Here is a 22,647-nt window from a genome sequence, read left to right as displayed (position 1 = left end):
GCCGCGTCCGGTCGCATGCGACTGGTATCGAATACGCAACCCATTCGCCAAGTTTTGGCAAAGTACGCACGCGGGAAGCTCAGACGAGACTCAAATCCATGGCTCTTTACGTCTCCCTCACCTCCCACAAAACCCTCTAACCATCCCATAGAGGTCAGCTCCCCCTGTCCCCCGATCGGCGGAACGCCCGAAATGATCATGCTTGAATACCGCGATCACACATCGTGACCACATGTGTTCATGACGGAAAACGTCAAGGGGGATCCCATGAGAATGCGTCTGCCCAACAGACCCGGACCAGGTCTGACGAGCATCGCGTGCGCCACCGCCCTGCTGGCCGGCGTGCTCACCACACCCTCCCTCGCGGCACCGGCCGCCACGGAGGGGACGCCCGCGCCGCAGCCGCCGGCCGCCGAGCCGGCGATGAAGACCTTCGACCCGGCGCTGAAGGCGGCGGCCGAGGAGGCCGTGGAGGCCGAGGCCGCCGCGCGGAAGGAACTGGACGGCCTGAAGGCGGCCGCCGCCAAGGCCGAGGAGGAGGCCAGGACGGCCCGGGCCCGGGCCGTGACGGCCGCCGCCGAGGCCGCGGTGAAGCGGAAGGCGGCCGAAGCCACCGGAGGCGTGGCCGGTGCGGCGGCCAGGGCGGAAGCCGCCGCGGCCGAGGCCAGGGCGGCGTCCCTGGACAAGGCGGCGGACAGCGCCGCCGCCAAGGCCGCGTCCGCCCGGAAGGCCCTGGCGGACGGCCAGACCGCCGTCGCGGTGGCGACGGCGAAGACGATGAAGGCACGGGCCGAGGCGGAAGCCGCGACCAGCTGCCCGTCGGCCGTCCCGGCCTATGTCCTCACCGCCAGGAAGTCCGCGAACGGCGCCCCGGCCGGCAGCACGATCACCCGCCATGTGGACTGGGACCCGCAGAACACCGAGTACGGCCACATCTTCGACACCGAGGAGAGCGGCGAACTGGGCACCGGCGTCGTCGCCTTCTCCGGCGGCGGGACCCGGCTCCTCACCGTGGACGGGGCCGAGGGCGGGACCGTCCTGCGCTCCTACCGCGACCGGACCGCCCAGGGCGGCGGGCTGCTGACGCCCGAGTACGGCTTCCCGGGCGAGACGCACGCCGTCTGGAACGGCGCCAGGAACATGTGGGCCGACGCCCAGGGCCGCATCGTCCGCATCGACGCGTCGGGCACCCTGAACGTCCTCGTGGTCGAGCGCCAGAAGGGCTCCACCACGCAGGCGAAGCTGACCCGCGCCGCGCAGCTGCCCGCCACCGACGCGGAGTTGACGGAGCTGAACCGGTCCACCCGGGTCTGGGCCGCCGGTGACACCGTCTACGGCCTGCTCGACGGCACCATCCGCAGCTGGGCGTACGCAGTCAAGGACGGCTCCGTCACCCTGACCCCGGCGGGCTCCACCGTCCGTACCGACCTGACCGACGTCGCGGACATGTGGAGCCCCGCTCCGGGCGTCGTCCACGTCGCCGCCGAGTCGGGCATCGTCCGCAAGTACGCCCACTCGCCCCTGCGCGTGGTCGACGGGGACATCGCCTCGGACATCAGCGACGCCTTCGCCGGCACGGCCGCCTGCCTCTCCCCCGCGGACGAGAACGAGGCGCCGTACTTTGGCACGAAGCCGGAGGTGACCGAGGACCCGGTGGTGGAGCCGACCGCTCCCGAGCCGGAGCCCGACCCCACGGGCCCGGCGCGGGTCTCCGGACGGTTCACGCTGGGCGACGGCTCGCCCGCCGCCGGTCTCGACGTCGACATCACGGCGGTCGTCCCGACCGGGACCGAGGGCGAGAACCTTCAGGATCCCCGGCTCGGCACGGTCACGACCGGAGCGGACGGCACCTGGTCCCTGACCCTGCCGGAGAAGCTGCCCGTGGACGTGCAGACGGCCGCGGACGCCAACAGTGGCGCGCTGAACGTCACCGCGACCACGGTGGGCAGGACGCCGTCCGGAGTGGCCATGGTCGGGGTCGACCATCTGACGGCCGCGCCGCCGGAGCCGCAGACCGGCAAGGCCAGCCGCTTCGCGATGCTGGCGAGCGAGCCGGACGGGCACTCCACCGAGCTGGTCCCGCTGCTGGACGAGAACGCCCCGGAGAACAACCTCCCGGAGCCGACCACGGAGGAGCAGGCCCGCAGCGACGCCGCGCGGAGCGAGAACGAGACCGTCCAGGAGAACTCCCCCGCCCCGCGCTGGCAGAACGACCGCGGGCCGTCCGAGATCGGCTTCAACCCCTTCCTGGTCAAGGGCAGGGACGTCTCGTCCGAGAAGGTGGCCCGCTACGGCGGGGCCTGCCACTGGACATACACGAACGGCAAGAAGCACCACGCGTACACCACGGTGGGCGAGGCGCACGCGGGCTGGGACAGCAAGGCGACCTTCGAGTACGAGAGGAAGGTCTCGAACAAGATCGACAGCGCCATCTCCACGAACGGCAAGTGGAAGCTGAGCGGTGGCATCACCGTCGGCACCTCCAGCAGCGCTCTGAGCGGCTACACGGCCAAGGGCCCCCACTTCGCCAAGGAGTGGCGGATCCCGATCCAGTACCAGGAGCGGACGCACTACTACATCTGCGCGCCGGGGGGTACCCGCAGCAAGTACAAGGAACTCCGCGCGGTCAAGTACTCCGTGCCCTCGGGCTGGAAGACCGGCACGTACGGCAAGGACGTCCGCCATTTCGACGGTGCCAAGGCGTACGACAATTCCAAGAAGGCGTACCGCGCGGTCGTCGAGAAGGGCTCGTACTTCGGCCTCAGCAGGGGCAAGAGCATGGAGTGGAAGAAGGCTGCCTCGGTCGCCGGCATCTCCCTCGGCTCGACGCTGACCTACGACACCAACCACACCCAGAAGATCACCGCGGGGAACAAGAAGGGCGTCCACCGCATCTGGGGACGCAGTGACAAGGTGACGGGCAAGCCCGGTGTCTTCTACTCGCGTTAGGACCCTGGCACCGGTGGTCTCGGTGCTGCTGCTGAGCGGCTGCGGACCGGACCGGGCGGTGTCCGGGCCGCCCGACCGGGCCGGCACGGCACTCCTGAACGAGCGCGAGGCGCCGACGTTCACCGGCTTCGACGGCGCGAAGGCCGGCGAGGAGTACCGCTTCGCGCTGCCCGTGCCGTACAACGGGTCCGCGCGGGACATCGAGATCACCCGTGCGGAGCTGCTGGATCCCCCGGCGGGCCTGAAGGTGACGGGCATGGCCGCCTACTCCGCCGCCGAGACCGACAAGTCCGTGATGCTGACGGTGCGGCCGCGGGATTCGGACCTCGAACGGATCCTGGACCGGGCGAAGGACCGGATCGGTGAACCCGCGAAGGTCGGGGCCGACTCCCTCAGCGACATCTACTACATGGTCAGCCTCAGGGTGACCGGCCCCGTCACGGGCCACACCCGGGACTGCCGCTACACCTACCGCCAGGGCGGTGAGACGTACGCCCAGATCGTGGGGTGCGACTTCCGGCTCTCGCTGGAGAAGTGAGCGGCTGACGGGAAACACCGGGCCCACCGTGCGCGACGCACGGTGGGCCCGGTGTCATGTCACCCGAAGGCGTGGGCCCGGCGGGCTCAGCCGAACAGGTTGTAGTTGTTCCAGCCGCTGCCGAACTGCACCCGGCTGCCGAAGGGCTTCGACGCCCTGCCGGTGCCCGGGTAGAGCCACATGCGGTGGGCGGTGTCCCGGCCCAGCAGGTCGGCGTGGCCGTCGCCGTTCATGTCACCGGTGGTGATGAGGGCGTTGAGGTTGTTGAAGGTCGCCACCTGGAGCTTGCCCAGGAAGGGCTTCGTCGCGCTGCCGGTGCCCTGGTAGAGATAGGTCTTCCCGCCCGCGCCCCGGGCCAGGACGTCGGCGCGGCCGTCGCCCGAGAAGTCGCCGTGGCCGCGGACCATGTCGAACTGGCCCCAGCCGGGGCCGACGAGGACCGGGGCGCCGAAGGTGCCGCGGCCGGTGCCCACATGGACGTAGGCGTTGCCCTTGTCGGTGACCGTCATCAGGTCGGGGATCTCGTCGCCGCTGAGGTCGCCGGGGGCGAGGATCTGCCGCTGGGACCGCCAGTCCTGCATGATCGTGGTGGCCGTGCCGCCGCCGCGCTTCCAGCGGACGCTGCCGTCGGGGACCCGGTAGACCAGGTCCTGGCGGTTGTCGCGGTCCAGGTCCGTCTGGACCAGGATGTCCACGCCGCGGTAGTCGCCCTGGTCCGACTTGCGGACGAGGGTCTTGCCCGTGGAGAACCAGGAGAAGAGGTTGTCGCCCCGGCGGGCGACAAGGTCCGCGTAGCGGTCCCCGCTCCAGTTGGTGTCGTGGATCTGGTGCCGGAAGGCCGCCTGGAAGGCGCTGACCTTCGCGTAGACGCCGTACTTGCCCCGGGCGGAGCAGTTGCGGTCGCCCCAGGAGACGATGCCGACCAGCCTGCCGCCGGCGACCAGCGGACCGCCGGAGTCACCGTTGCAGGTGGTCTCCGAGGTGCTGTCCTTGCCCGTCGGGGCACGGCCGGCGCAGTACATGGTGCCGGCGATGAAGTCGGAGCCGTACGCCTTGCGGCAGTTGGTGTCCGACTGGGCGTCGGCGTCGGCGACCTTCAGCATCTCGGAACCGCGGGCGTTCGCGCCGGAGCCGGTGAGTCCCCAGCCGTAGACCTTGCCGTCGGTGCCGGCCTTGTAGAGGCCGGTGTCCGTGGGCCGCATGACGGGCAGCGGCTTGGCCTTGACGGGGGCTTCCAGCGTGAGGACGGCGACATCGTTGTTGAGCGAGTAGTCGTCGTACTTGGCGTGCTGCCACTGGCGGGCCACTCCGCGCAGCTCGCCGCCGCGCAGATTGAGGATGGGCCGGCCGGCCTGGTCGACCCGGCCCGTGAGGGTGGGGGTCCGGTCGGCGCCGGTGACCACGGCGCCGGCGGTCTTCCACGCGATGCCGTCGACGCAGTGGGCAGCCGTGACGATCTTGGTGGGGGCGACCACCGCGCCACCGCAGGAGTAGAGGTCGCCGTACCGGTCGTTGAAGTACAGCTGGGCCATCCACGGCGCGGTGGCTATCGCCGTGGTCTTGCCGCCGATGATCCGGGCGCTCGGAGCGGACGCGGCACGCCGGTCGTCGCCGGGCGTGGGCCTGATCTGTGCCGTGGCGCCCTGGGCGCGGATGGACTTCAGGGCGTCGGCGACCCGCTCGTGGAGTTCTCCCTGCGGGGTGACGGACTGCCGCTCGGCCGGGAGCGGGGCCGCCGGAGCGGCTCCGGCCTGGCCGGCGAGCAGGCCGGTGGAGGCCAGGGCCAGTACGGTCGCGACGGCCGGGATCCCCTTGCCGATCCGGCGCGTGCGGATGCTGTGGGGCACTCGATAACCACCTCGGGCTTGTTCCGGTCCGGCCGGATGCCCGCTGGCGCCCCGCCGGATGTCTGGCGGTGGGGCGTGCGAAGGATGCGTGACGCGCCGGGGCCGTGGGCCCGCTCGGCGCGGCGGAGATCCCCCCAGGAGTCCCCCCTGGAACCCCCACCTGGTGATTGATCGATCGTATGTGCGGTACATGGCGATCGGCCACCCGGACAGGGGTATCGCGGTGAAATGAGACCACCCCGTCACCTCAGGGGTGACGGGGTGGTCCCGGAAGAGCTGACCTGACGTCAGTCGTTGTTGCCCGACGACGGGGTGGTCTTCTGGATCTGGAGCAGGAACTCGGCGTTCGACTTCGTCTGCTTCATCTTGTCCAGCAGCAGCTCGATCGCCTGCTGCTGGTCGAGCGCGTGCAGCACCCGGCGCAGCTTCCAGACGATGGCCAGCTCCTCGCTGCCGAGCAGGATCTCCTCCTTGCGGGTGCTGGACGCGTCGACGTCCACCGCGGGGAAGATGCGCTTGTCGGAGAGCTTCCGGTCGAGCTTGAGCTCCATGTTGCCGGTGCCCTTGAACTCCTCGAAGATCACCTCGTCCATGCGCGAGCCGGTGTCGACCAGCGCGGTGGCCAGGATGGTCAGCGAGCCGCCGTCCTCGATGTTGCGCGCGGCACCGAAGAAGCGCTTCGGCGGGTAGAGCGCGGTCGAGTCGACACCACCGGACAGGATGCGTCCGGAGGCGGGGGCCGCGAGGTTGTACGCACGGCCCAGACGGGTGATGGAGTCCAGCAGGACGACCACGTCGTGGCCCAGCTCCACCAGGCGCTTGGCGCGCTCGATGGCCAGCTCGGCGACGGTGGTGTGGTCCTCGGCCGGGCGGTCGAAGGTGGAGGAGATGACCTCGCCCTTGACCGACCGCTGCATGTCGGTGACCTCTTCGGGCCGCTCGTCGACGAGGACGACCATCAGATGGCACTCGGGGCTGTTGACCGTGATCGCGTTGGCGATGGCCTGGAGGATCATGGTCTTGCCGGTCTTCGGCGGGGCCACGATCAGACCGCGCTGGCCCTTGCCGATCGGCGACACGAGGTCGATGATCCGCGTGGTCAGCACGCCCGGGTCGGTCTCCAGACGGAGCCGGTCCTGCGGGTAGAGCGGGGTGAGCTTGTTGAACTCGGGGCGGCCACGGCCGGATTCGGCCGCCATGCCGTTGGCCGAGTCCAGGCGGACCAGCGCGTTGAACTTCTCGCGGCGCTCGCCCTCCTTCGGCTGCCGGACCGCGCCGGTGACGTGGTCGCCCTTGCGCAGGCCGTTCTTGCGGACCTGGGCGAGGGAGACGTACACGTCGTTGGGGCCGGGCAGGTAGCCGGAGGTCCGGATGAACGCGTAGTTGTCGAGGATGTCGAGGATGCCGGCGACGGGGATCAGCACGTCGTCGTCGGAGACCTGCGGCTCGCTGCTGCTCGTGAACTCGTCACGGCCGCGACGGCCCCGGCGGTCGCGGTAGCGGCCCCGGCGACCCCGGCGACCGCCGGCCTCGTCGTCGAAGTCGTCCTGCGGTCCGCTGCTCTGCTGCTGGCGCTGGCCGCCCTGCTGCTGACGCTGGCCGCCCTGCTGCTGGTCGTCGCCCTTGCCGCGGCGGTCGCGCTGACGCTCCCGGCGGTCGCCGCGACCGCGCTCACGACGGCCCTCGCCCTCCTGGGCGGAGGCGTCGGCGCGCTCCTCGGACTTCTCCTTGACCTCGACGGCCGACTCGGCCTTCGCCTCGGCCTGGACATCCGGGCTGCCGGCCGGGGCGGTGGCCCGACGGCGGCGGCGCTCGGCGACCGGCTGGTCGTCGCTGGCCGGCTGGCCGGGGATCTCGATCTGCTGCTGGGTGACGGGGGCCTTCTCGGCGGCCGCGGCCGGAGCGGACTCGGCGGCGGTGTCGCCCGTACGGGCCTTGGAGGTGGCACGGCGCTTCGGCTTGGTCTCGGCCTCGGCGCCCTTGGCGGCGGTGGCCGCCGTCTTGGCGCCGGTGGAGCCACCGGCCTGCGCCTCCTTGATGACCTCGATCAGCTGGCTCTTGCGCATCCGCGCGGTGCCCCTGATACCGAGGCCGGAAGCGACCTGCTGGAGCTCGGCCAGGACCATGCCCTCCAGGCCGGTGCCGGAACGGCGGCGCCGTGAGGTGGTGCCGGAGGCAGCACCTGCGGCGGACGCGGCGGTGTCGACGTTGCTGTCGGCGCTCACGCCCATCAGATCGGTGGTGTCGCTCACGAAGGGTCCTTCCCTGGAGCGGACGTCGGCCTTCTGGCTCGGCGACCGGTTGTGCTGTCCGACGGCGGTCCGTCTGTGCGGACCGTGCCGGGGCGGTGGTCCCCGCCGGGTCTGGTACGGCGGAGAGTCAGATACATGCAGGTCCGGCCCGAGTCCCCCTGCTCGGCCCACTCCATGGCGGAGCGGGAGGTTACGTGCCGGTTCCGGAGCGTGCTCGAAACTGCTCAGGCAGGCTGCTCAGGCAGTTGGGGAGGCTCCCGGAAGAATGGTGGTCCCGATGCGGGACACGAAGAACCGAGCCGCAATGGCTTCGGTTGCAGACTTGAGGTTAACACTACCGGCTCCAACAAACATTCCCCCTCTCCATCACCGGCAATCTCGTGTCACGGCGATTCACCGGCTGTCGCCGGACCGCCGGCGCGGCCCTGCCGGACCGCGCGGACGGACGGGGCGCGCGCCCCGTACCCGCCGTGTCCGCGCACCTACCGCGCGGAGGTGTCACCGTCGCCGGACGCGGCACCCGCGGGGGTGAGCGGCAGCACGCTCGCGCCCATGGTGTCGAAGGTGAGCCGGGCCGCGGCCCACCCCTCCCCGGCCAGCCGCGCGACCTTGTCGGCCGCGCTGTCCTCGGCCAGTGCGAGCACGGTCGGGCCCGCACCGGAGATGACTGCTGGGACGCCGTCCGCGCGCAGTCGGTTGACAAGGTCGGCGCTCTGCGGCATCGCCGGGGCGCGGTACTCCTGGTGGAGCCGGTCCTCCGTGGCGGGTAGCAGCAGCTCGGGGCGCCTGGTCAGAGCCTCGACGAGCAGGGCGGCACGACCCGCGTTCGCGGCGGCGTCCACATGGGGGACGGTCCGCGGGAGCAGTCCGCGCGCCGTCTCGGTGAGCACCGGCTTCTCGGGGACGAAAACCACCGGAACGACGGAATCCGCGGGCTCCATCCTGATGGCGCGCGCGGCCCCCCGGTCGGTCCAGGCGAGGGTGAAGCCGCCGAAGAGACAGGCGGCGACGTTGTCGGGGTGGCCCTCGATCTCGGTGGCCAGCTCCAGCAGGGCGGTGTCGTCGAGCTTGGAGTCGCCGCCTATGGTCACCGCCCGCGCGGCGACGATGCCGGCGCAGATGGCGGCGGACGACGAACCCAGACCGCGACCGTGCGGAATGCGGTTGGCACAGACCACCTCCAGGCCGCGCGGCTGCCCTCCGAGCAGGTCGAAGGCGGTGCGCAGGGACCGTACGAGGAGATGACTCTCGTCGCGCGGCAGGCCGGCCGCTCCCTCCCCGGCGATGTCGATGTGCAGACCGGAGTCCGCGACCCGGACGACGACATCGTCGTAGAGCCCCAGGGACAGCCCGAGGGCGTCGAAGCCCGGGCCGAGATTCGCGCTGGTGGCAGGCACGCGCACACGGACGGCGGCGGCACGGAACGCTGGACCGGCCATCGCTCGATGACACTCCTTGGTTCTGACTGCGAGGGTTTGATCTGCGTGATGGTGCGAGATGGTGCGAGATGTTCTGATGGCGGACGTTCCGGCTGCGGGAGATCTGTTCGCGGTAGGGGGATGAACGCCCGGGGGCCATCACGGCGGCTGCACCGCGGCATATGCGGCGGGGCTGGTTCGGTACAGCCTATCGAAGGAAGGTTCTGTGGCGACATAGGGCGCACGGCAGGCGCACGATGCGTGTCGCAAGCCTCCCGTGCCCCTGCATGCGCCGTTGACCTGCTTGGCGGCCTTTTCGCCGGGGTAGGGCTTTTCTCTCGGCCCGCAGGTACCGGGCCTGCCGTCGACCGGTACGGGGTCCTGCCACCGCGGGTACGGGTCCTGCCACGGGGGCGGGACCCGTACACCACGGGCCGTTCTCCTCGTCCACCGGCCGGGCCCGCGCACGAGGCAGGGATCAGGCCAGGCCCAGCCGCTCGGCCGCCGACGCCGCGTCCACCGGCACGGTGACCGGCTGCGGGGCGCCCGCGACGGCCCAGTCGGGGTCCTTGAGGCCGTTTCCGGTCACGGTGCAGACGATCCGCTGGCCCGGGTCGACCTTCCCGGCCTCGGCGGCCTTGAGCAGACCGGCGACGGAGGCCGCCGAGGCGGGCTCCACGAAGACGCCCTCCTGCGCGGCCAACAGACGGTAGGCCCGCAGGATCTCACGGTCCGTCACCTCGTCGATGAAGCCGCCGGACTCGTCGCGCGCGGCGAGTGCCTGCTGCCAGGAGGCCGGGTTGCCGATGCGGATGGCGGTGGCGATGGTCGAGGGGTCCTTGACCACCTCGCCACGGACGATCGGCGCGGAGCCGGACGCCTGGAAACCCCACATCCGGGGCGTACGGCTGCTGACGCCGTCGGCGGCGTACTCCCGGTACCCCTTCCAGTACGCGGTGATGTTGCCCGCGTTGCCCACCGGCAGGACATGGATGTCGGGGGCGTCGCCGAGGGCGTCCACGATCTCGAACGAGGCCGTCTTCTGGCCCTCGATCCGGTACGGGTTGACCGAGTTGACCAGGGCCACCGGGTAGTTCTCGGACAGGCTCCGGGCCAGGTTCAGGCAGTCGTCGAAGTTGCCGTCGACCTGGAGGATCTTCGAGCCGTAGACCAGGGCCTGGCCCATCTTGCCCAGGGCGATCTTGCCCTGCGGCACCAGGACCGCGCAGACCATGCCCGCGCGTACCGCGTAGGCGGCGGCCGATGCGGAGGTGTTGCCGGTGGAGGCGCAGATGACGGCCTTCGCGCCCTCCTCCTTGGCCTTGGTGATGGCCATGGTCATGCCCCGGTCCTTGAAGGAGCCGGTGGGGTTGGCGCCCTCGACCTTGAGGTGCACCTCGCAGCCCGTGCGCTCGGAGAGGACCTGCGCGGGGACGAGCGGCGTACCGCCCTCACGGAGCGTCACGACCGGCGTGGTGTCCGTGACCGGGAGCCGGTCCCGGTACTCCTCGATGATGCCGCGCCACTGGTGGGTGCCCTGGTTGGTCATGGGTCCTTTACTCCCCTTCAACACGCATGATGCTGGCGACACCGCGGACGGTGTCGAGCGAGCGCAGCGCCTCGACCGTCCCCGAGAGGGCGGCGTCCGGCGCGCGGTGGGTGACGACGACGAGGCTGGCCTCGCCGGAGGAATCAGCCCGGCCCTGCTGCCGCACGGTGTCGATCGAGACCCCGTGCTCGGCGAAGACCGTGGCCACCTGGGCGAGCACGCCCGGCTTGTCGGCCACGTCGAGACTGATGTGGTACCGCGTGACCACCTCGCCCATGGAGCTGACGGGCAGCTGGGTGTACGCGGACTCGCCCGGCCCGGTGGCGCCGGCGAGCTTGTTGCGGCAGACCGCGACCAGGTCGCCGAGGACGGCGGAGGCGGTGGGGGCGCCACCGGCGCCGGGGCCGTAGAACATCAGCTGGCCGGCGGCCTCCGCCTCGACGAAGACCGCGTTGTACGCCTCGCGGACGGAGGCGAGCGGATGGCTGAGCGGGATCATCGCCGGGTGGACCCGTGCGGTGACGGACTTGCCGTCGGCGGCGCGCTCGCAGATGGCGAGCAGCTTGACGGTGCAGCCCATGCGGCGCGCGGAGGCCATGTCGGCGGCGGTGACCTCGGTGAGGCCCTCGCGGTGGACGTCGTCCAGGCGGACCCGGGTGTGGAAGGCGATCCCGGCGAGGATCGCGGCCTTGGCGGCGGCGTCGAAGCCCTCGACGTCGGCGGTGGGGTCGGCCTCCGCGTACCCGAGGGCGGTGGCCTCGTCCAGGGCCTCGGTGTAGCCGGCGCCGGAGCTGTCCATCCGGTCCAGGATGAAGTTGGTGGTGCCGTTGACGATGCCGAGGACGCGGTTGACCTTGTCGCCGGCGAGGGACTCGCGCAGCGGGCGGATCAGCGGGATCGCGCCGGCGACGGCGGCCTCGAAGTAGAGGTCCCGGCCGTGCCGCTCGGCGGCGGCGTAGAGCGTGGCACCGTCCTCGGCGAGGAGCGCCTTGTTGGCGGAGACGACGGAGGCGCCGTGCTCGAAGGCGGTGGTGATGAGCGTACGGGCGGGCTCGATGCCGCCGATGACCTCGATCACGACGTCGATGTCGCCGCGTTTGACGAGCGCGGTGGCGTCGGTGGTGATCAGCTCCTGGGGCACGCCGGCGCGGACCCGGTCGGGCCGGCGGACGGCGACACCCGCCAGCTCGACGGGTGCGCCGATGCGCGCCGCGAGGTCGTCGGCGTGCGTCGTCATGATGCGCGCCACCTCTGAGCCGACCACTCCACAGCCCAGCAGCGCCACCTTCAGCGGACGCGTACGCATCATCCGACCTCGCCTCTCATTACACTTCTCCACATTTCTACAGTGGGACCAGTCTCACCCACCGGACGTGAATTTCTATCCTTCGTCCGGTATACGAGACAACTTTCTCCATTAACCGACGTCCAGGCGCAGAAGATCCTCTTCCGTCTCGCGCCGGACGATCACCCGCGCCACCCCGTCCCGGACGGCCACCACCGGCGGCCGCAGCGCGTGGTTGTAGTTGCTGGCCATGGAACGGCAGTACGCGCCGGTCGCGGGGACGGCGATCAGGTCGCCGGGCGCGAGGTCGGCGGGCAGGAACGCGTCCCGGACCACGATGTCACCGCTCTCGCAGTGCTTGCCGACGACACGGGAGAGCATCGGGGCCGCGTCGGAGGTGCGGGAGACCAGCGCGACGCTGTACTCGGCGTCGTACAGCGCGGTCCGGATGTTGTCGGACATGCCGCCGTCGACGCTGACATAGGTGCGCAGCCCTTGAAGGGGCTTGATGGTGCCGACCTCGTACAGCGTGAAGGCGGTGGGTCCGACGATGGCGCGGCCCGGCTCCACGGAGATGCGGGGGGTGCGCAGCCCGGCGTTCTCGCACTCGCGGGTGACGATCTCGTGCAGCGCCTTGGCGATGTGGTGGGGCTCGCGGGGGTCGTCGTCGGAGGTGTAGGCGATGCCGAGGCCGCCGCCGAGGTCGATCTCGGGCAGTTCGACGCCGTGCTCGTCGCGGATCTGGGCGAGGAGGCCGACGACGCGGTGGGCGGCGACCTCGAAGCCGGAGGTGTCGAAGATCTGGGAGCCGATGTGGGAGTGGATGCCGACCAGTTCCAGGCCGTCGAGCCCGAGCGTCCGGCGCACGGCCTCGGCGGCCTGTCCGCCGGCGAGCGGGAGGCCGAACTTCTGGTCCTCGTGCGCGGTGGCGATGAATTCGTGGGTGTGCGCCTCCACGCCGACGGTGACGCGGATGAGCACCCGCTGGCGTACGCCGAGGCCCTGGGCGATGTGGGCGACGCGGACGATCTCCTGGAACGAGTCGAGCACGATCCGGCCGACTCCGGCGCGGACGGCGCGCTCGATCTCCTCGGGGGACTTGTTGTTGCCGTGGAAGGCGATCCGGTCGGCGGGCATCCCGGCGTCCAGCGCGGTGATCAGCTCGCCGCCGGAGCAGACGTCCAGGTTGAGGCCCTCCTCGTGGAGCCAGCGGACCACGGCGCGGCTGAGGAAGGCCTTCCCGGCGTAGAAGACGTCGGCGTCCGCGCCGAAGGCCTCGGCCCAGGCGCGGCAGCGGGACCGGAAGTCCTCCTCGTCGAGGAAGTAGGCGGGGGTGCCGAACTCCTCGGCGAGCCGGGTCACTTCGATCCCGCCGACGGTGACGACGCCGTCTTCGTTCCGGGCGGCGGTGCGGGACCAGACCTTGGCGTCGAGCCGGTTGAGGTCGGCCGGCGGCGCGGGGTGGTGGCCCTCGGGGAGGACGTCGGCGTGACGGGGCCCGGCGGGGTGGGCGGAGCGGCTCATGGTGTCTCTCTCACAGATGTTCGGGTGCGCTGATGCCGAGCAGGGACAGGCCGCCGGCCAGCACCGTCCCGGCGGCTTCGGCGAGCGCGAGCCGGGAGCGGTGGGCGGCCGTGGGTTTCTCCTCGCCGACGGGCAGCACCGTGTGCTGGAAGGCGAGGAGCGCGTCGGCGGTGGCCTCCAGATGCCGTACGAGCCGGTCGGGCGCGTGATGGCGGGCGGCGGACGCGAGCTGGTCCGGGTAGTCGGCGATGAGCGCGTCGAGCGGGGTGTCGATGTGTTCCAGCGGTGCGGCCGCGAAGCCCAGGGCGGCGGCGTTCCGGGTGAGGGCGCGGCTGCGGGAGTGGGCGTAGCGGACGGTGAAGAGAGGGTTGCTCTCGTGCTGGCGGAGCAGGTGGGGGCCGGGGCGGGGGCGGTCGTGGGCGGCGGCCGAGAGGTAGGACCAGCGGAGGGCTTCGGGGCCGATGGCGGGGGCGGTGTGGCCGGCGTGGCCGGCGTGGCCGACTCGGTCCGCGAGGTCTGCGGGGTCCGCTTCGACGGGGGCGGCGATCCGGGTCCGGTGCCGGTCGGTGTGCGGGGTGTCGCCGGGACCCTGGGTGGCGGGGGCCCGGGTGGCGGGGGCCTGGGTCCCGGGGATCGGGGTCGCGGGGGCCTGGGTGGCGGCGATCCGGTGGACGGTCTCGTCCCAGACGGCGGCGCGGGAGACCGGGGGCCCGGGCGGGTGTCCCTCGGTCCCGTCCGTCCCGTCCGTCCCGCCCCCGGGGCGGTGCCCGTACCGGAGGCCCTCGTCCAGGACCCGGCGCACCAGGGCGCTCTGGGAGTCGCCGGCGAGGGAGATGTTGAGGAAGCCGGGGCCGGTGATCTCGACGGAGGCGATGCCGGGGGCCGCGGCGATCCGTTCGCGGAGCGCTCCGGCGACGGCGAGCGGCGCCATCCGGGCGGGCCCGGCGAGCCGGAGGGCGATGGTGGTGGCGTAGTCGCCGCATCCCCCGGGGCCCGGCCGCTCGATGCGGACACCGTCCGGCACGGGGACGCGCAGCACACCGTCCTCCACCGCGCGGCGCACGGCGCGCAGCACGGTACGGGACAGCTCGGCTGGGGTCACGGGGCAAGCCTAGGCGAGAGTGGGGGGCCCTTCGCGAACCTGTTTCGCCATGCGGTCAGCCCCGCGCGCTCCCGGCCCGCCCGGCACCGCTCCGCCCGTCGACTCCCGGCGGCCCGGCCGGCCGCTCCCGCCCCACCAGCCCGCGCACCATCCGGACCAGCTCCGCCGGCTCGAACGGCTTCCCCAGGAACGCGTCGGCCCCGGCCGCGAGACCGCTCTCCACCTCATGCCGCGTACACGCACTGATGATCGCCACCGGCACCCGGCTGGCCAGCGGCTCCGCACGCAGCCGGGCCACGGTCCGCAGCCCGTCGAGCCGCGGCATGACGACGTCGAGCGTCACCAGATCGGGACGGACCTTCTCGAAGACTTCCAGACACTCGACACCATCGGCAGCGGTCACGACCTCGAAGCCCTCCAGCTCCAGGTTGACCCTGATCAATTGCCGGATGACCCGGTTGTCATCGACAACGAGCACACGGCCGGACGCGCCTGACACAACTCGAGAGTAGGTCCCGTGGCGCGGCGGCGTCCGGGTTTTCCCCACTTCCACCCCCTGCGGGGGACACCCCTGCCTCCGCCCCCGTCCCCTCCCCCGCCCGCCCGGCCCTCCCGGACCCCTCCCCACCCCCGGAAATACCTGTTCACGGACACCCTCCGGGAGCTGGTAATGTTCTTCCCGTCACCGCAACAGGGCAACAGCCCGGGCGGGGACGGTGCGCCCCCGTAGCTCAGGGGATAGAGCAACGGCCTCCGGAGCCGTGTGCGCAGGTTCGAATCCTGCCGGGGGCACCCTTGGACGAGATCCTGGTCGGCAGTCATGCCGGCCAGGATTTTTTGCATGCCGCGACATGGGTGGCCCGTTGGAGCGTTCGCCGGGGTGGACGGGGGCCGATGGGTCCGGCCCCCCGGGAGCGGCGGAAGGCAGTCGTTTCTCCGTCTCTGCCCGCCGTGCTCGTGCAGAGCACGACCTCGGAGTTGACGGGCCCTCAGTCGTAGTGCGAGATGTCCGGACCGGGCCGTCATGGCGAAGAAGGACGACAGGGCCATTCGGGAGGATCGGAGGTAGGGTAAGTGGCATGAGCGAGCCTACCGGCAAGTACTCGATCACCATGCCGCGCGACATCGCCGAGGCCGCCAAGGCTCGCAGCGGGCCCTCCGGTCTGTCTGCCTATGTGGCCGCCGCCGTCGCCCGCCAGATCGAGCGCGACAATCTGAACGAGATCATCCAGATCGCCGAAGCCGAGCACGGACCCATCACCGACGAGGAGATCCAGTCCGTGCGCGACCAGCTCCACCGGGCCCGGAACGAGCAGGCGCAGAGCGGGGCGAGCGCCGCGTGACACGCTCGCCCGCCGCCCCCGGCGGCACCCTCGTGCTCGACAGCGAAGGGCTGGCCAGGGCTGTCCTGCGGGACCGTACCGTCACCACCTGGCTCGCCCTGGCGCGTGCCGATGATCTCCGTGTGATCACCTCGGCGGCCACGCTCGTGGAAGTGGTCCACCCCCGGATCAACCGCCCCGCCCTGGAGTGGACCCTCTCGCGCATCGTCGTAGAACCGGTCACCGAGGCTGTCGCCCGCCACGCAGCAGCCCTTCTCACAAGCGCCGGCCTGCACGGCCACAAGCACGCCATCGACGCCATGCTGACCGCCACTGCCCTCGCCTCACCCGGCCCCACAACGATTCTCACCTCCGACCCCGAGGACCTCACCGCGCTGTGCGCCGGACACGCCACCGTCATCAAGATCTGACAAGAATTCGGATATGCGGGACGCGAAATCCCTGCGGCCGCATCAGCCCTTCCCTGCCCCAACCATGACGCGAAAGCATGAGCTCGTCGCCCAGGGCGCCGAGCGAGGAAGCAGCGGACTCGTAGCTGTACTGACAGATCGACCTCGTAGCGTTTGTATACCGTTGGATCGTTTTCCCTGCTCACATCCCGGCTGTGAGCAGGAAAGGGCTGGGATCCCCCGTCCAGGACACGTACAGGCCGTCGCGAGCCCGGGTACAGGCGACGAACAGCAGACAGCGTTCCGCCAGCAGATCGGCCTCATGCTGAAGACGGTCGACGTCCACCGGCGTCACCGCCTTGGGAAACGGCATGGCGCCTTGGTGAACACCGACCACTGCGACGCATCGGTACTCCAGGCCCTTGAAGGAGTGCATGGTGCCGACATTCACCCCGGCGGCCGCCGTCGCCCGGTCCGCCCGCAGTCGCTGAGCGGGGATACCAGCCGCAGACAGACGCTCCGTCACCTGGTCGCAGGTCCGGTTGAAGCGGGCGCTGACGCCGATGTCGCCGGGGGCGATGCCGTCCTCAAGCCAACCCCGGACGCGCGCGACGAGCGCTGCAAGCTCAGCCTCCGGAGAACTGGCCGCATGGATCTCGGGGCCGCTCCCGTGCAGGACCGAACGGTAGCCGAGCAGGGTTTCGTGGCGGCCGTCGTCCTCGAGCTCCCCGAAGGGGCGTCCGACGAGCAGCGAGGTGGACCAGCTCAGAATTTCGTGCGTGGAGCGGTAGTTCTTGCGCATCTTCGCCGACCGCCCCGCGACTTTGATCCCGACCGCCTTCAGAGAGACCTTGCTGTCGTAGATCCGCTGGTGCGGATCACCCGCGATGAACAGGTCGTCCGGGCGCGCAGGAACGGCGGCGCGCAGGAGACGCCACTGGACGGGGTGCAGGTCCTGGGCCTCGTCGACGACGACGTGCCGGTATCGCGGCCCGGTCCGCTCCAGCAGGTCTGCGGCCTCCGCGCAGGTGTCGAGGTAGGTCCGCAGCCCGTCGGAGGCCAGCCGGGCGGCGAACTCCTCCATGGCGCCCCACACCGGCGGTCTGGCCGCCACGGGCAGTGCGCTGCCGCGCCCCTTGCGCTCTGCGGCTTCGTACTGCTCGTATGTACGCAAGTTCTGGGCAAGGACAACGTGCCTGTACTCCTGGGCGAGGAATTGCGGGCTCCCCGTGAAGCCCGCGGCCCGTGCGGCCTGCTGCCAGCGGGCAGGCTCCTCGTCTGCGCGCAGGGGCCGACGCGCCGTGGACAGCACCCGCCCGGCGAACGCGTCGACGGTCATGATGTCCACCCGGTCCCGGAGCGTCCCGTCGTCGACGAGTTCGGCAAGTCCCGCACGCAGGGCAGCCACCAGTGCATTGGTATAGGTGGTGAGCAGGACGCGGTCGCCGTCTCGCAGGTGACCGAGCAGGTGACGTACGCGGTGCAGCGCGACGACCGTCTTGCCCGTGCCAGGACCTCCGGTGACCTGGGCCGGGCCGGAGTAGGAGGGCCGGTAGGCCACCTTGTGCTGGGACGGGTGCAGGAAGACCCGCCACGCGGCGAAGGGCTTGTCAAGGATCCCGCGGAGCTCGTCCGACCCGGTGACCAGGGCGATACGCGTGCGGGTGTGCCTGATGGCGGTCTCGTAGTCGGCCGGGTTCACGGGTTCCACGCTGTCGGCGGCGGCCAGGTTGACGGCGACCACCTCACGCCACACGTCCTCCACAGTGAACCCGGCGGCCAGATACTCCAGCACCTCCCGCTGGTCCTGGGGGAAGAAGGGCGCGAATGCCTCCAGCTGCTCCGGGCTGGTCAGGACCCGGGCCTGGCGCAGGGTCGTCCCGTCGATCCCGAGGGCCGAGAGGTCCCCGTCCGAGAAGCCGGCGAAGAGCCGTTGCCCGGGGGCGGGGGCGATCCGCTCATACGCGGGGGTGAGCTCCTCCAGAACAGCCATGTCGCGGATCTCGACGGCCCGGGTGACCGCGTTGATGCTCGCCTTCTGTTTGACGGCCCACGTGTTGGCATCGTCGTGCGGCAGCACCCGCAGCAGGACGTACGTGTCGCCGCTGTCGGGTGCCAGCACGACCCCTCGCGTGCCACGGTCGATCCGGATCGTCCGGATGTGCGGGTCCCGGGCGTTCTTGAGGGACTCCAGCTTCAGACCGGGATCCTTGAACAGCTGCTCCAGAGTGAGCCGTTCGAACTTCTCCCAGGCGTCGAAGACCCCCTTGCGGACGGTCCCCTGGAGTTTGGGGAGCTGGGCGCAGAAGGCTATGTCGAAGGCGAGGCGGGGCATGGCGGGAGTCTCTTCCGATTTTCTACTGATCGGTCCGGTCGACTGTCGGAGCAACGGGTTCGTCCGACTCCTCCAGGGCGTCCAGGACACTCCACGCCAGATCGGCAAGGGTCTCCCCCGACGCGACCACCCAGCGGGCGGTTCCCTGGTTGGCCACGGGCCGGTCCGCCCAGCCGGCCTCTTCCCACATACGCGTGACCAGGCCGGAGGGCGAGTACTGCTTGCCGTCGGCGGCCCACAGAACCGGCTTCGTACGGTGGTTGACCCAAGTCGCCCGGCCGCGCCGTTCGTCTTCGGCGAGCCAGTCCCGCAGCGCCGCCGCTTCGAGCGGGTAGCCGCTGCTCAACGTCAGCGGTTCCCCGTTGCGCAGGATCCCCTTGTCGACGAGGACATACACGGCGTTGGGCCGGCGCCGCTTGCGTGTCGGACGGACACGGCGATACGTGTCGGGCACGGTGCCGCCGGGCTCGCCCGACATGACGGTGAGCACATGCTCGACGAGTTCCCGGCAACGGGTGGCGTCGGAGCACACCGCGCGGATGACAGAGCGGTCGCTGAAGAGCTTGTCGATCGCTGCCGCGGTGACCGGCAGCAGCCGCTCGACGAGCGTCTTCGTCTTCTCCTGCGCGTCGGCCGCCCATGCAAGGTCCTGGTCGGGCTCCCCGATGGCGTCGGTGTCGAGCAGGCGGAACACAAGATGGGCCAGCAGGTAGGTGCCGTGCTCCGTCAGGGCGGCGCCACGCCCCTCGTAGCGCTTGCGCAGTTCGAGCAGGCTGCGCCGTACCTGGCGCAGCACCTGCACCGTGTTCCAGAGCAGAAAGACACCGGGCTGGGGCCGGAAGAGAACGTCGTAGACGCCCTGTGAGCCACGCTCCCAGAGCGGTTCCAGGGAAAGAGCGATACGGGCTGCGTACTGGCTGTCGGTCCGGGCACAAGCAAGGGCGCAGGCGGCCTCGACCACGGAGCAACCCGACTCCTCCGGCGGATCCAGCTCGCTGCGCCTGACGCTGTACTCCAGGCCGATCTCCGCCCTCATCTCCTCCATGATCGCGGCCTGGACCGGGTCCAGCGCGATGAAGTCGCGGGCACCGACGCTGTTCTGCCGGTTGGTCGCCTTGGTCGTCTCCTTGGCGAACTCCTCGGCCTTGCCCGTCACAATGATCCGTACGCCGATCTGGGCCTCGGCGGCGATGTCATCGGCGGCGAGCGCTTCAGCGACCGACCGGACGGTCTGAGCGCCGTTGACGACGCTGGCATGGTGCAGGGTCAGCGTCAGGGGGTGGTGCTGGGGCGCGCGCATGTTCTGCTGGGCCTTCTCGACGGAGTCGCACAGCACGGTGATGCCGTTGTTGAAGTACCAGAACAGCGCCGGTTCCCGGCTGAGCGTTCTGATCAGTTCGTTGTTGATCGAGGTTCTGCCTAGGGGGTTGCGGATGTTCAGATTGAAGAGACTGGAGCCGCTCTTGGCCCACCGCGCCACTTCTTCGGCGGCGACGACACCCTGGTACGACTCGTAGGGGGAGCTGATCCCGAACCAGGGGAACAGGGTGGCCGACAGGCGCACCGGCTCGGGCGTGAGATCACGACGGACGGATGCCCATACTTCGGGCGCCAGGATGATCCTGTGGTCGAGGATCTCGCCGTATCGGTTGAACTCCTTCTCCCCGTTGACGATGGCCTGCTGGAATCCGATACCGGGGCTGTCGGGCCGCATCAGGACGACGACCTGAGTGACGGGCACCGGGCCCTGGTCCATGACGGTCTTGGCATACTCGGCCAGCTGCCGCCCGCGCGGGTTGAACGGGGCGAAGTCCTCGTCATCGATCAGACGCAGCCCGGCCAGGAGCTCCAGCACCGCGTCCCGTTCGCCCTTGGCCTTGCCGTCCTTGCTCCACTTGCCCTGCACCAGGTACACGTGGGGGTTGGGTCCATCCACGACGGCGATCGCGTCGATGCCCTGGTCCGCATGTCCGTCGATGACTGTGGCGGCCGCGTCCTCAGGGCTGAGGCCCGTGACCATGCGCACGGCCTGAGCGGTCAGAGCCCGGGAGAGCAGACGGGGCTCGCGCTCCTTGTCCGGCAGGTTGTCCAGGTCGCTGACGTCGAGCAGATCGCCGTAGAGCTGTTTGAGGGCGTTGCCCACCTGGCGCACCTGCGTGATCACGCTGGGTGCCTTCTCAGGGGTGCGGTGTGCGTCCATGTTCCTGGTTTCCTCCCACGGTCGGGGCTTCTCCGACCGCCTTGCTTCCTGGCGTAAAGGGTGCTGTGCGGGCTCAGCCCGTCGGCCCGTCGAGATCCAGCCGTATCAGCGCCAACACCTCGGCGACCTCCGCCGTCAGTTCGTCCGCGGGCCCGTAGACGACATTCAGATCGGCGTGCAGGGGTTCGAGTACGTCCAGGGCATCGACGGCACGCCCCTGGGCGAGCAGCAACATGCCGATGTCTCGGCGCAGTTCGATGGCTTCCTCGCTGACGTCGCCGTCCACGGACCTGACGATGGCCAGAACCGATTCCAGCGCTGTGAGCGCCTCCGTCACCTGGCCGAGTTCGGCGCGGCAGCGGGCGGCCTGGGCGCAGCAGGCACGGGCCTGGTCGCTCGTGGGTCCCGTTATGCGTCCGTATGCGTCGGCGAGTGCCGTGAATTCGGGCAGAGCGGCCCGGTAGTCGCCACCGAGCAGCCGGATCGCCGCCCGCTGGGTGCGCAGTTCGAGCACCTGTCGGCTCTCGGCGCCCAGGGCCCGGGCAGCTGGTTCGATGATTTCGCTCAGCACTTCCGCGGCCTGCGCGAAACGCTCTTCTTCGAGGAGGGCGCCCGAGTGTGCGTACGCCTCCTTGATGTCCGCCCTGAGCTCTTCCGGTACGGGAATTGCTGCGAGGACCGGCTTCACCGAAGGCGTCGGGGCAACCGCCGGCCGAGGCCGGGAGCGGGGTGCATACGGGTGGCGGAAAAGCCCCGTCGGGTCCGGGACTCCGGCCGGGCCCCTCTCCCCGGGCGCCGGTTCCTGGCCGGCCCGCGGGAGGAAGGGCAGCAGCCGCTCGTACACCTCCTGGACATCGGAGGGCCGCGACTCCTGGGTCTTGCGGAGCAGGTGCAGTACGAGTTCCTCCAGCGCGGCCGGGACCTCGGGTCGCAGGTGCCTGAGGGGGGTGGGGTCTTTGGTGACGTGCTGGTACATGAGTGCCAGCTCACTGTCCGCGTGGAACAGCACCTGACCGGTGAGCATCTCGTGAAGCACACAGCCGAGCGCGTAGAGGTCCGTCTGCGGAGTGACACGGCCGCCGCGGACCTGCTCGGGCGCCATGTACTGCGACGTCCCGATCGGGCTTCCGGTCGCGGTCAGCTTGGTCGCGTCGGTGCGCAGGATGGCCGCGATGCCGAAATCGAGCACCTTCACGGTCCCGTCGCGGGCCACGAGGACATTCCCCGGCTTGAGATCACGGTGGATCACCGGGACTTCGTGGGCGTGCGACAGTACGGTGGCCACCTGTGCGGCCACGGCCACGGCCCAGCTCACCGGCAGCGGCCGGGCCTGGTCCACGTAGGCGGACAGCAAGGCTCCCTCGACCAGCTCCATGACGAGAAACAGATGCTCGTGGGTGTCGTCGAGGACGGCATCGTAGACCTGCGGCACACCGGGGTGCTGGATACGGGCCGTGATCCGGGCCTCACGCCGGAACCGCTTGCCCAGCTCGTCCGCAATCTGCGGCGAGGTGACGGCTTGCGACCGGATGAGCTTCACCGCGACGGGCCGGTCGAGCACGGAGTCGTAGCCGCGCCAGACGTCGCCCATGCCGCCGTGGCTGAGCTCCTCCAGGAGTTCGTAACGTCCGGCGATCCTCTGCTGTGGCACCGCGCCCACACCCCGTTGTGTTGCTGTCGCCGACGTGGTAACCGAAGAGGTGTCGGCCGGCCCGACATGTCGTGACCATTGTTGTCAGGGGGAGATCTTCCGTCCAGAGGTCACTGGGAATGCCTGTCACATCTGGCGAAGAAACGTCTTTGCATGGCGGCTCCGCCTGTCCTGGACGGTTCGCGGAGCGGGCGGACGGGCTGCCGCACAGGACGGCGCCACCCGATGCTCTCGTGCACCAGGAAGGCGTACGAGAGCATCGGAT

15 protein-coding genes and 1 tRNA gene are annotated in these 22,647 nt (G+C 70.6%); 5 read left to right on the top strand and 11 right to left on the bottom strand.

Annotated features, from left to right (window positions below; all coding sequences use genetic code 11):
* Positions 1–267 precede the first annotated feature (267 nt).
* Together SYYSPA8_RS10380 and SYYSPA8_RS10375 are read left to right on the top strand one after the other, a co-directional pair.
* Positions 268–2,949 (top strand): hypothetical protein, encoded by a 2,682-nt coding sequence (locus tag SYYSPA8_RS10380; protein ID WP_323446737.1) that lies wholly within the window; start codon positions 268–270, stop codon positions 2,947–2,949.
* Between the two features lie 13 nt (positions 2,950–2,962).
* Positions 2,963–3,487, top strand: coding sequence for a hypothetical protein (locus tag SYYSPA8_RS10375; RefSeq protein WP_323446736.1), 525 nt, complete (start codon positions 2,963–2,965; stop codon positions 3,485–3,487).
* 86 nt (positions 3,488–3,573) lie between these two features.
* On the opposite strand, the gene SYYSPA8_RS10370 is transcribed toward SYYSPA8_RS10375, so the two are convergent.
* From SYYSPA8_RS10370 to SYYSPA8_RS10335, 8 genes are all read right to left on the bottom strand, one after another.
* A complete protein-coding gene (locus SYYSPA8_RS10370; protein WP_323446735.1) occupies positions 3,574–5,334 on the bottom strand; it encodes a trypsin-like serine protease in 1,761 nt (586 codons plus the stop codon).
* A 287-nt stretch (positions 5,335–5,621) separates the two neighbouring features.
* On the bottom strand, positions 5,622–7,586 hold the full coding sequence (rho, locus tag SYYSPA8_RS10365; RefSeq protein ID WP_323446734.1) for a transcription termination factor Rho: 1,965 nt from the start codon (positions 7,584–7,586) through the stop codon (positions 5,622–5,624).
* Positions 7,587–8,068: 482 nt separating this feature from the next.
* Entirely contained in the window at positions 8,069–9,025 is a 957-nt protein-coding gene (gene thrB / locus SYYSPA8_RS10360) for a homoserine kinase (protein WP_323446733.1), read from the bottom strand.
* A 457-nt stretch (positions 9,026–9,482) separates the two neighbouring features.
* Complete coding sequence (gene thrC, locus SYYSPA8_RS10355) at positions 9,483–10,553, bottom strand: threonine synthase (protein WP_323446732.1); 1,071 nt, start codon at positions 10,551–10,553, stop codon at positions 9,483–9,485.
* 7 nt (positions 10,554–10,560) lie between these two features.
* Positions 10,561–11,859 (bottom strand): homoserine dehydrogenase, encoded by a 1,299-nt coding sequence (locus SYYSPA8_RS10350; RefSeq protein WP_323446924.1) that lies wholly within the window; start codon positions 11,857–11,859, stop codon positions 10,561–10,563.
* 111 nt (positions 11,860–11,970) lie between these two features.
* Positions 11,971–13,362 (bottom strand): diaminopimelate decarboxylase, encoded by a 1,392-nt coding sequence (gene lysA, locus SYYSPA8_RS10345; RefSeq protein ID WP_323446731.1) that lies wholly within the window; start codon positions 13,360–13,362, stop codon positions 11,971–11,973.
* A gap of 10 nt (positions 13,363–13,372) precedes the next feature.
* Positions 13,373–14,464 carry an ArgS-related anticodon-binding protein NrtL gene (nrtL, locus tag SYYSPA8_RS10340; RefSeq protein ID WP_323446730.1) on the bottom strand — a complete coding sequence of 364 codons (1,092 nt, stop codon included), beginning with the start codon at positions 14,462–14,464 and terminating at the stop codon, positions 13,373–13,375.
* A gap of 55 nt (positions 14,465–14,519) precedes the next feature.
* Positions 14,520–15,017, bottom strand: a complete 498-nt coding sequence (locus SYYSPA8_RS10335; RefSeq protein WP_323446729.1) for a response regulator — start codon at positions 15,015–15,017, stop codon at positions 14,520–14,522.
* Positions 15,018–15,184: 167 nt separating this feature from the next.
* Between SYYSPA8_RS10335 and SYYSPA8_RS10330 the strand changes: the two genes are divergently transcribed.
* The 3 genes from SYYSPA8_RS10330 to SYYSPA8_RS10320 all read left to right on the top strand — a co-directional run bounded on the left by SYYSPA8_RS10330 (position 15,185) and on the right by SYYSPA8_RS10320 (position 16,217).
* Positions 15,185–15,256: transfer RNA gene (locus SYYSPA8_RS10330), tRNA-Arg, on the top strand.
* A 287-nt stretch (positions 15,257–15,543) separates the two neighbouring features.
* A complete protein-coding gene (locus SYYSPA8_RS10325; RefSeq protein ID WP_323446728.1) occupies positions 15,544–15,807 on the top strand; it encodes a CopG family transcriptional regulator in 264 nt (87 codons plus the stop codon).
* Positions 15,804–16,217: a PIN domain-containing protein gene (locus SYYSPA8_RS10320; protein WP_323446727.1), complete on the top strand. Its 414-nt coding sequence runs from the start codon at positions 15,804–15,806 to the stop codon at positions 16,215–16,217. Before SYYSPA8_RS10325 ends, SYYSPA8_RS10320 begins: the two co-directional genes overlap by 4 nt.
* Before the next feature lie 181 nt (positions 16,218–16,398).
* On the opposite strand, the gene SYYSPA8_RS10315 is transcribed toward SYYSPA8_RS10320, so the two are convergent.
* The 3 genes from SYYSPA8_RS10315 to SYYSPA8_RS10305 form a co-directional block, all read right to left on the bottom strand.
* Entirely contained in the window at positions 16,399–18,531 is a 2,133-nt protein-coding gene (locus tag SYYSPA8_RS10315) for a UvrD-helicase domain-containing protein (protein ID WP_323446726.1), read from the bottom strand.
* 22 nt (positions 18,532–18,553) lie between these two features.
* The gene (locus tag SYYSPA8_RS10310) at positions 18,554–20,731 is read right to left on the bottom strand and encodes an AIPR family protein (RefSeq protein ID WP_323446725.1); all 2,178 of its coding nucleotides are present in this window, start codon (positions 20,729–20,731) and stop codon (positions 18,554–18,556) included.
* Positions 20,732–20,804: 73 nt separating this feature from the next.
* Positions 20,805–22,382 carry a serine/threonine-protein kinase gene (locus SYYSPA8_RS10305; RefSeq protein WP_323446724.1) on the bottom strand — a complete coding sequence of 526 codons (1,578 nt, stop codon included), beginning with the start codon at positions 22,380–22,382 and terminating at the stop codon, positions 20,805–20,807.
* Positions 22,383–22,647: the final 265 nt, after the last annotated feature.

This window comes from Streptomyces yaizuensis (genome assembly GCF_034961445.1).
GTDB classification, from domain to species: Bacteria; Actinomycetota; Actinomycetes; order Streptomycetales; family Streptomycetaceae; genus Streptomyces; species Streptomyces yaizuensis.
This window is presented reverse-complemented; position numbering and strand designations above follow the sequence as displayed.

Excerpts from the sequence above, each read along its gene's own strand:
- SYYSPA8_RS10380 (WP_323446737.1), top strand. The coding sequence starts at position 268 with ATGAGAATGCGTCTGCCCAACAGACCCGGACCAGGTCTGACGAGCATC.
- thrB (WP_323446733.1), bottom strand. The coding sequence starts at position 9,025 with ATGGCCGGTCCAGCGTTCCGTGCCGCCGCCGTCCGTGTGCGCGTGCCT.
- thrC (WP_323446732.1), bottom strand. The coding sequence starts at position 10,553 with ATGACCAACCAGGGCACCCACCAGTGGCGCGGCATCATCGAGGAGTAC.
- SYYSPA8_RS10350 (WP_323446924.1), bottom strand. The coding sequence starts at position 11,859 with ATGCGTACGCGTCCGCTGAAGGTGGCGCTGCTGGGCTGTGGAGTGGTC.
- lysA (WP_323446731.1), bottom strand. The coding sequence starts at position 13,362 with ATGAGCCGCTCCGCCCACCCCGCCGGGCCCCGTCACGCCGACGTCCTC.
- SYYSPA8_RS10325 (WP_323446728.1), top strand. The coding sequence starts at position 15,544 with ATGAGCGAGCCTACCGGCAAGTACTCGATCACCATGCCGCGCGACATC.
- SYYSPA8_RS10315 (WP_323446726.1), bottom strand. The coding sequence starts at position 18,531 with ATGCCCCGCCTCGCCTTCGACATAGCCTTCTGCGCCCAGCTCCCCAAA.
- SYYSPA8_RS10310 (WP_323446725.1), bottom strand. The coding sequence starts at position 20,731 with ATGGACGCACACCGCACCCCTGAGAAGGCACCCAGCGTGATCACGCAG.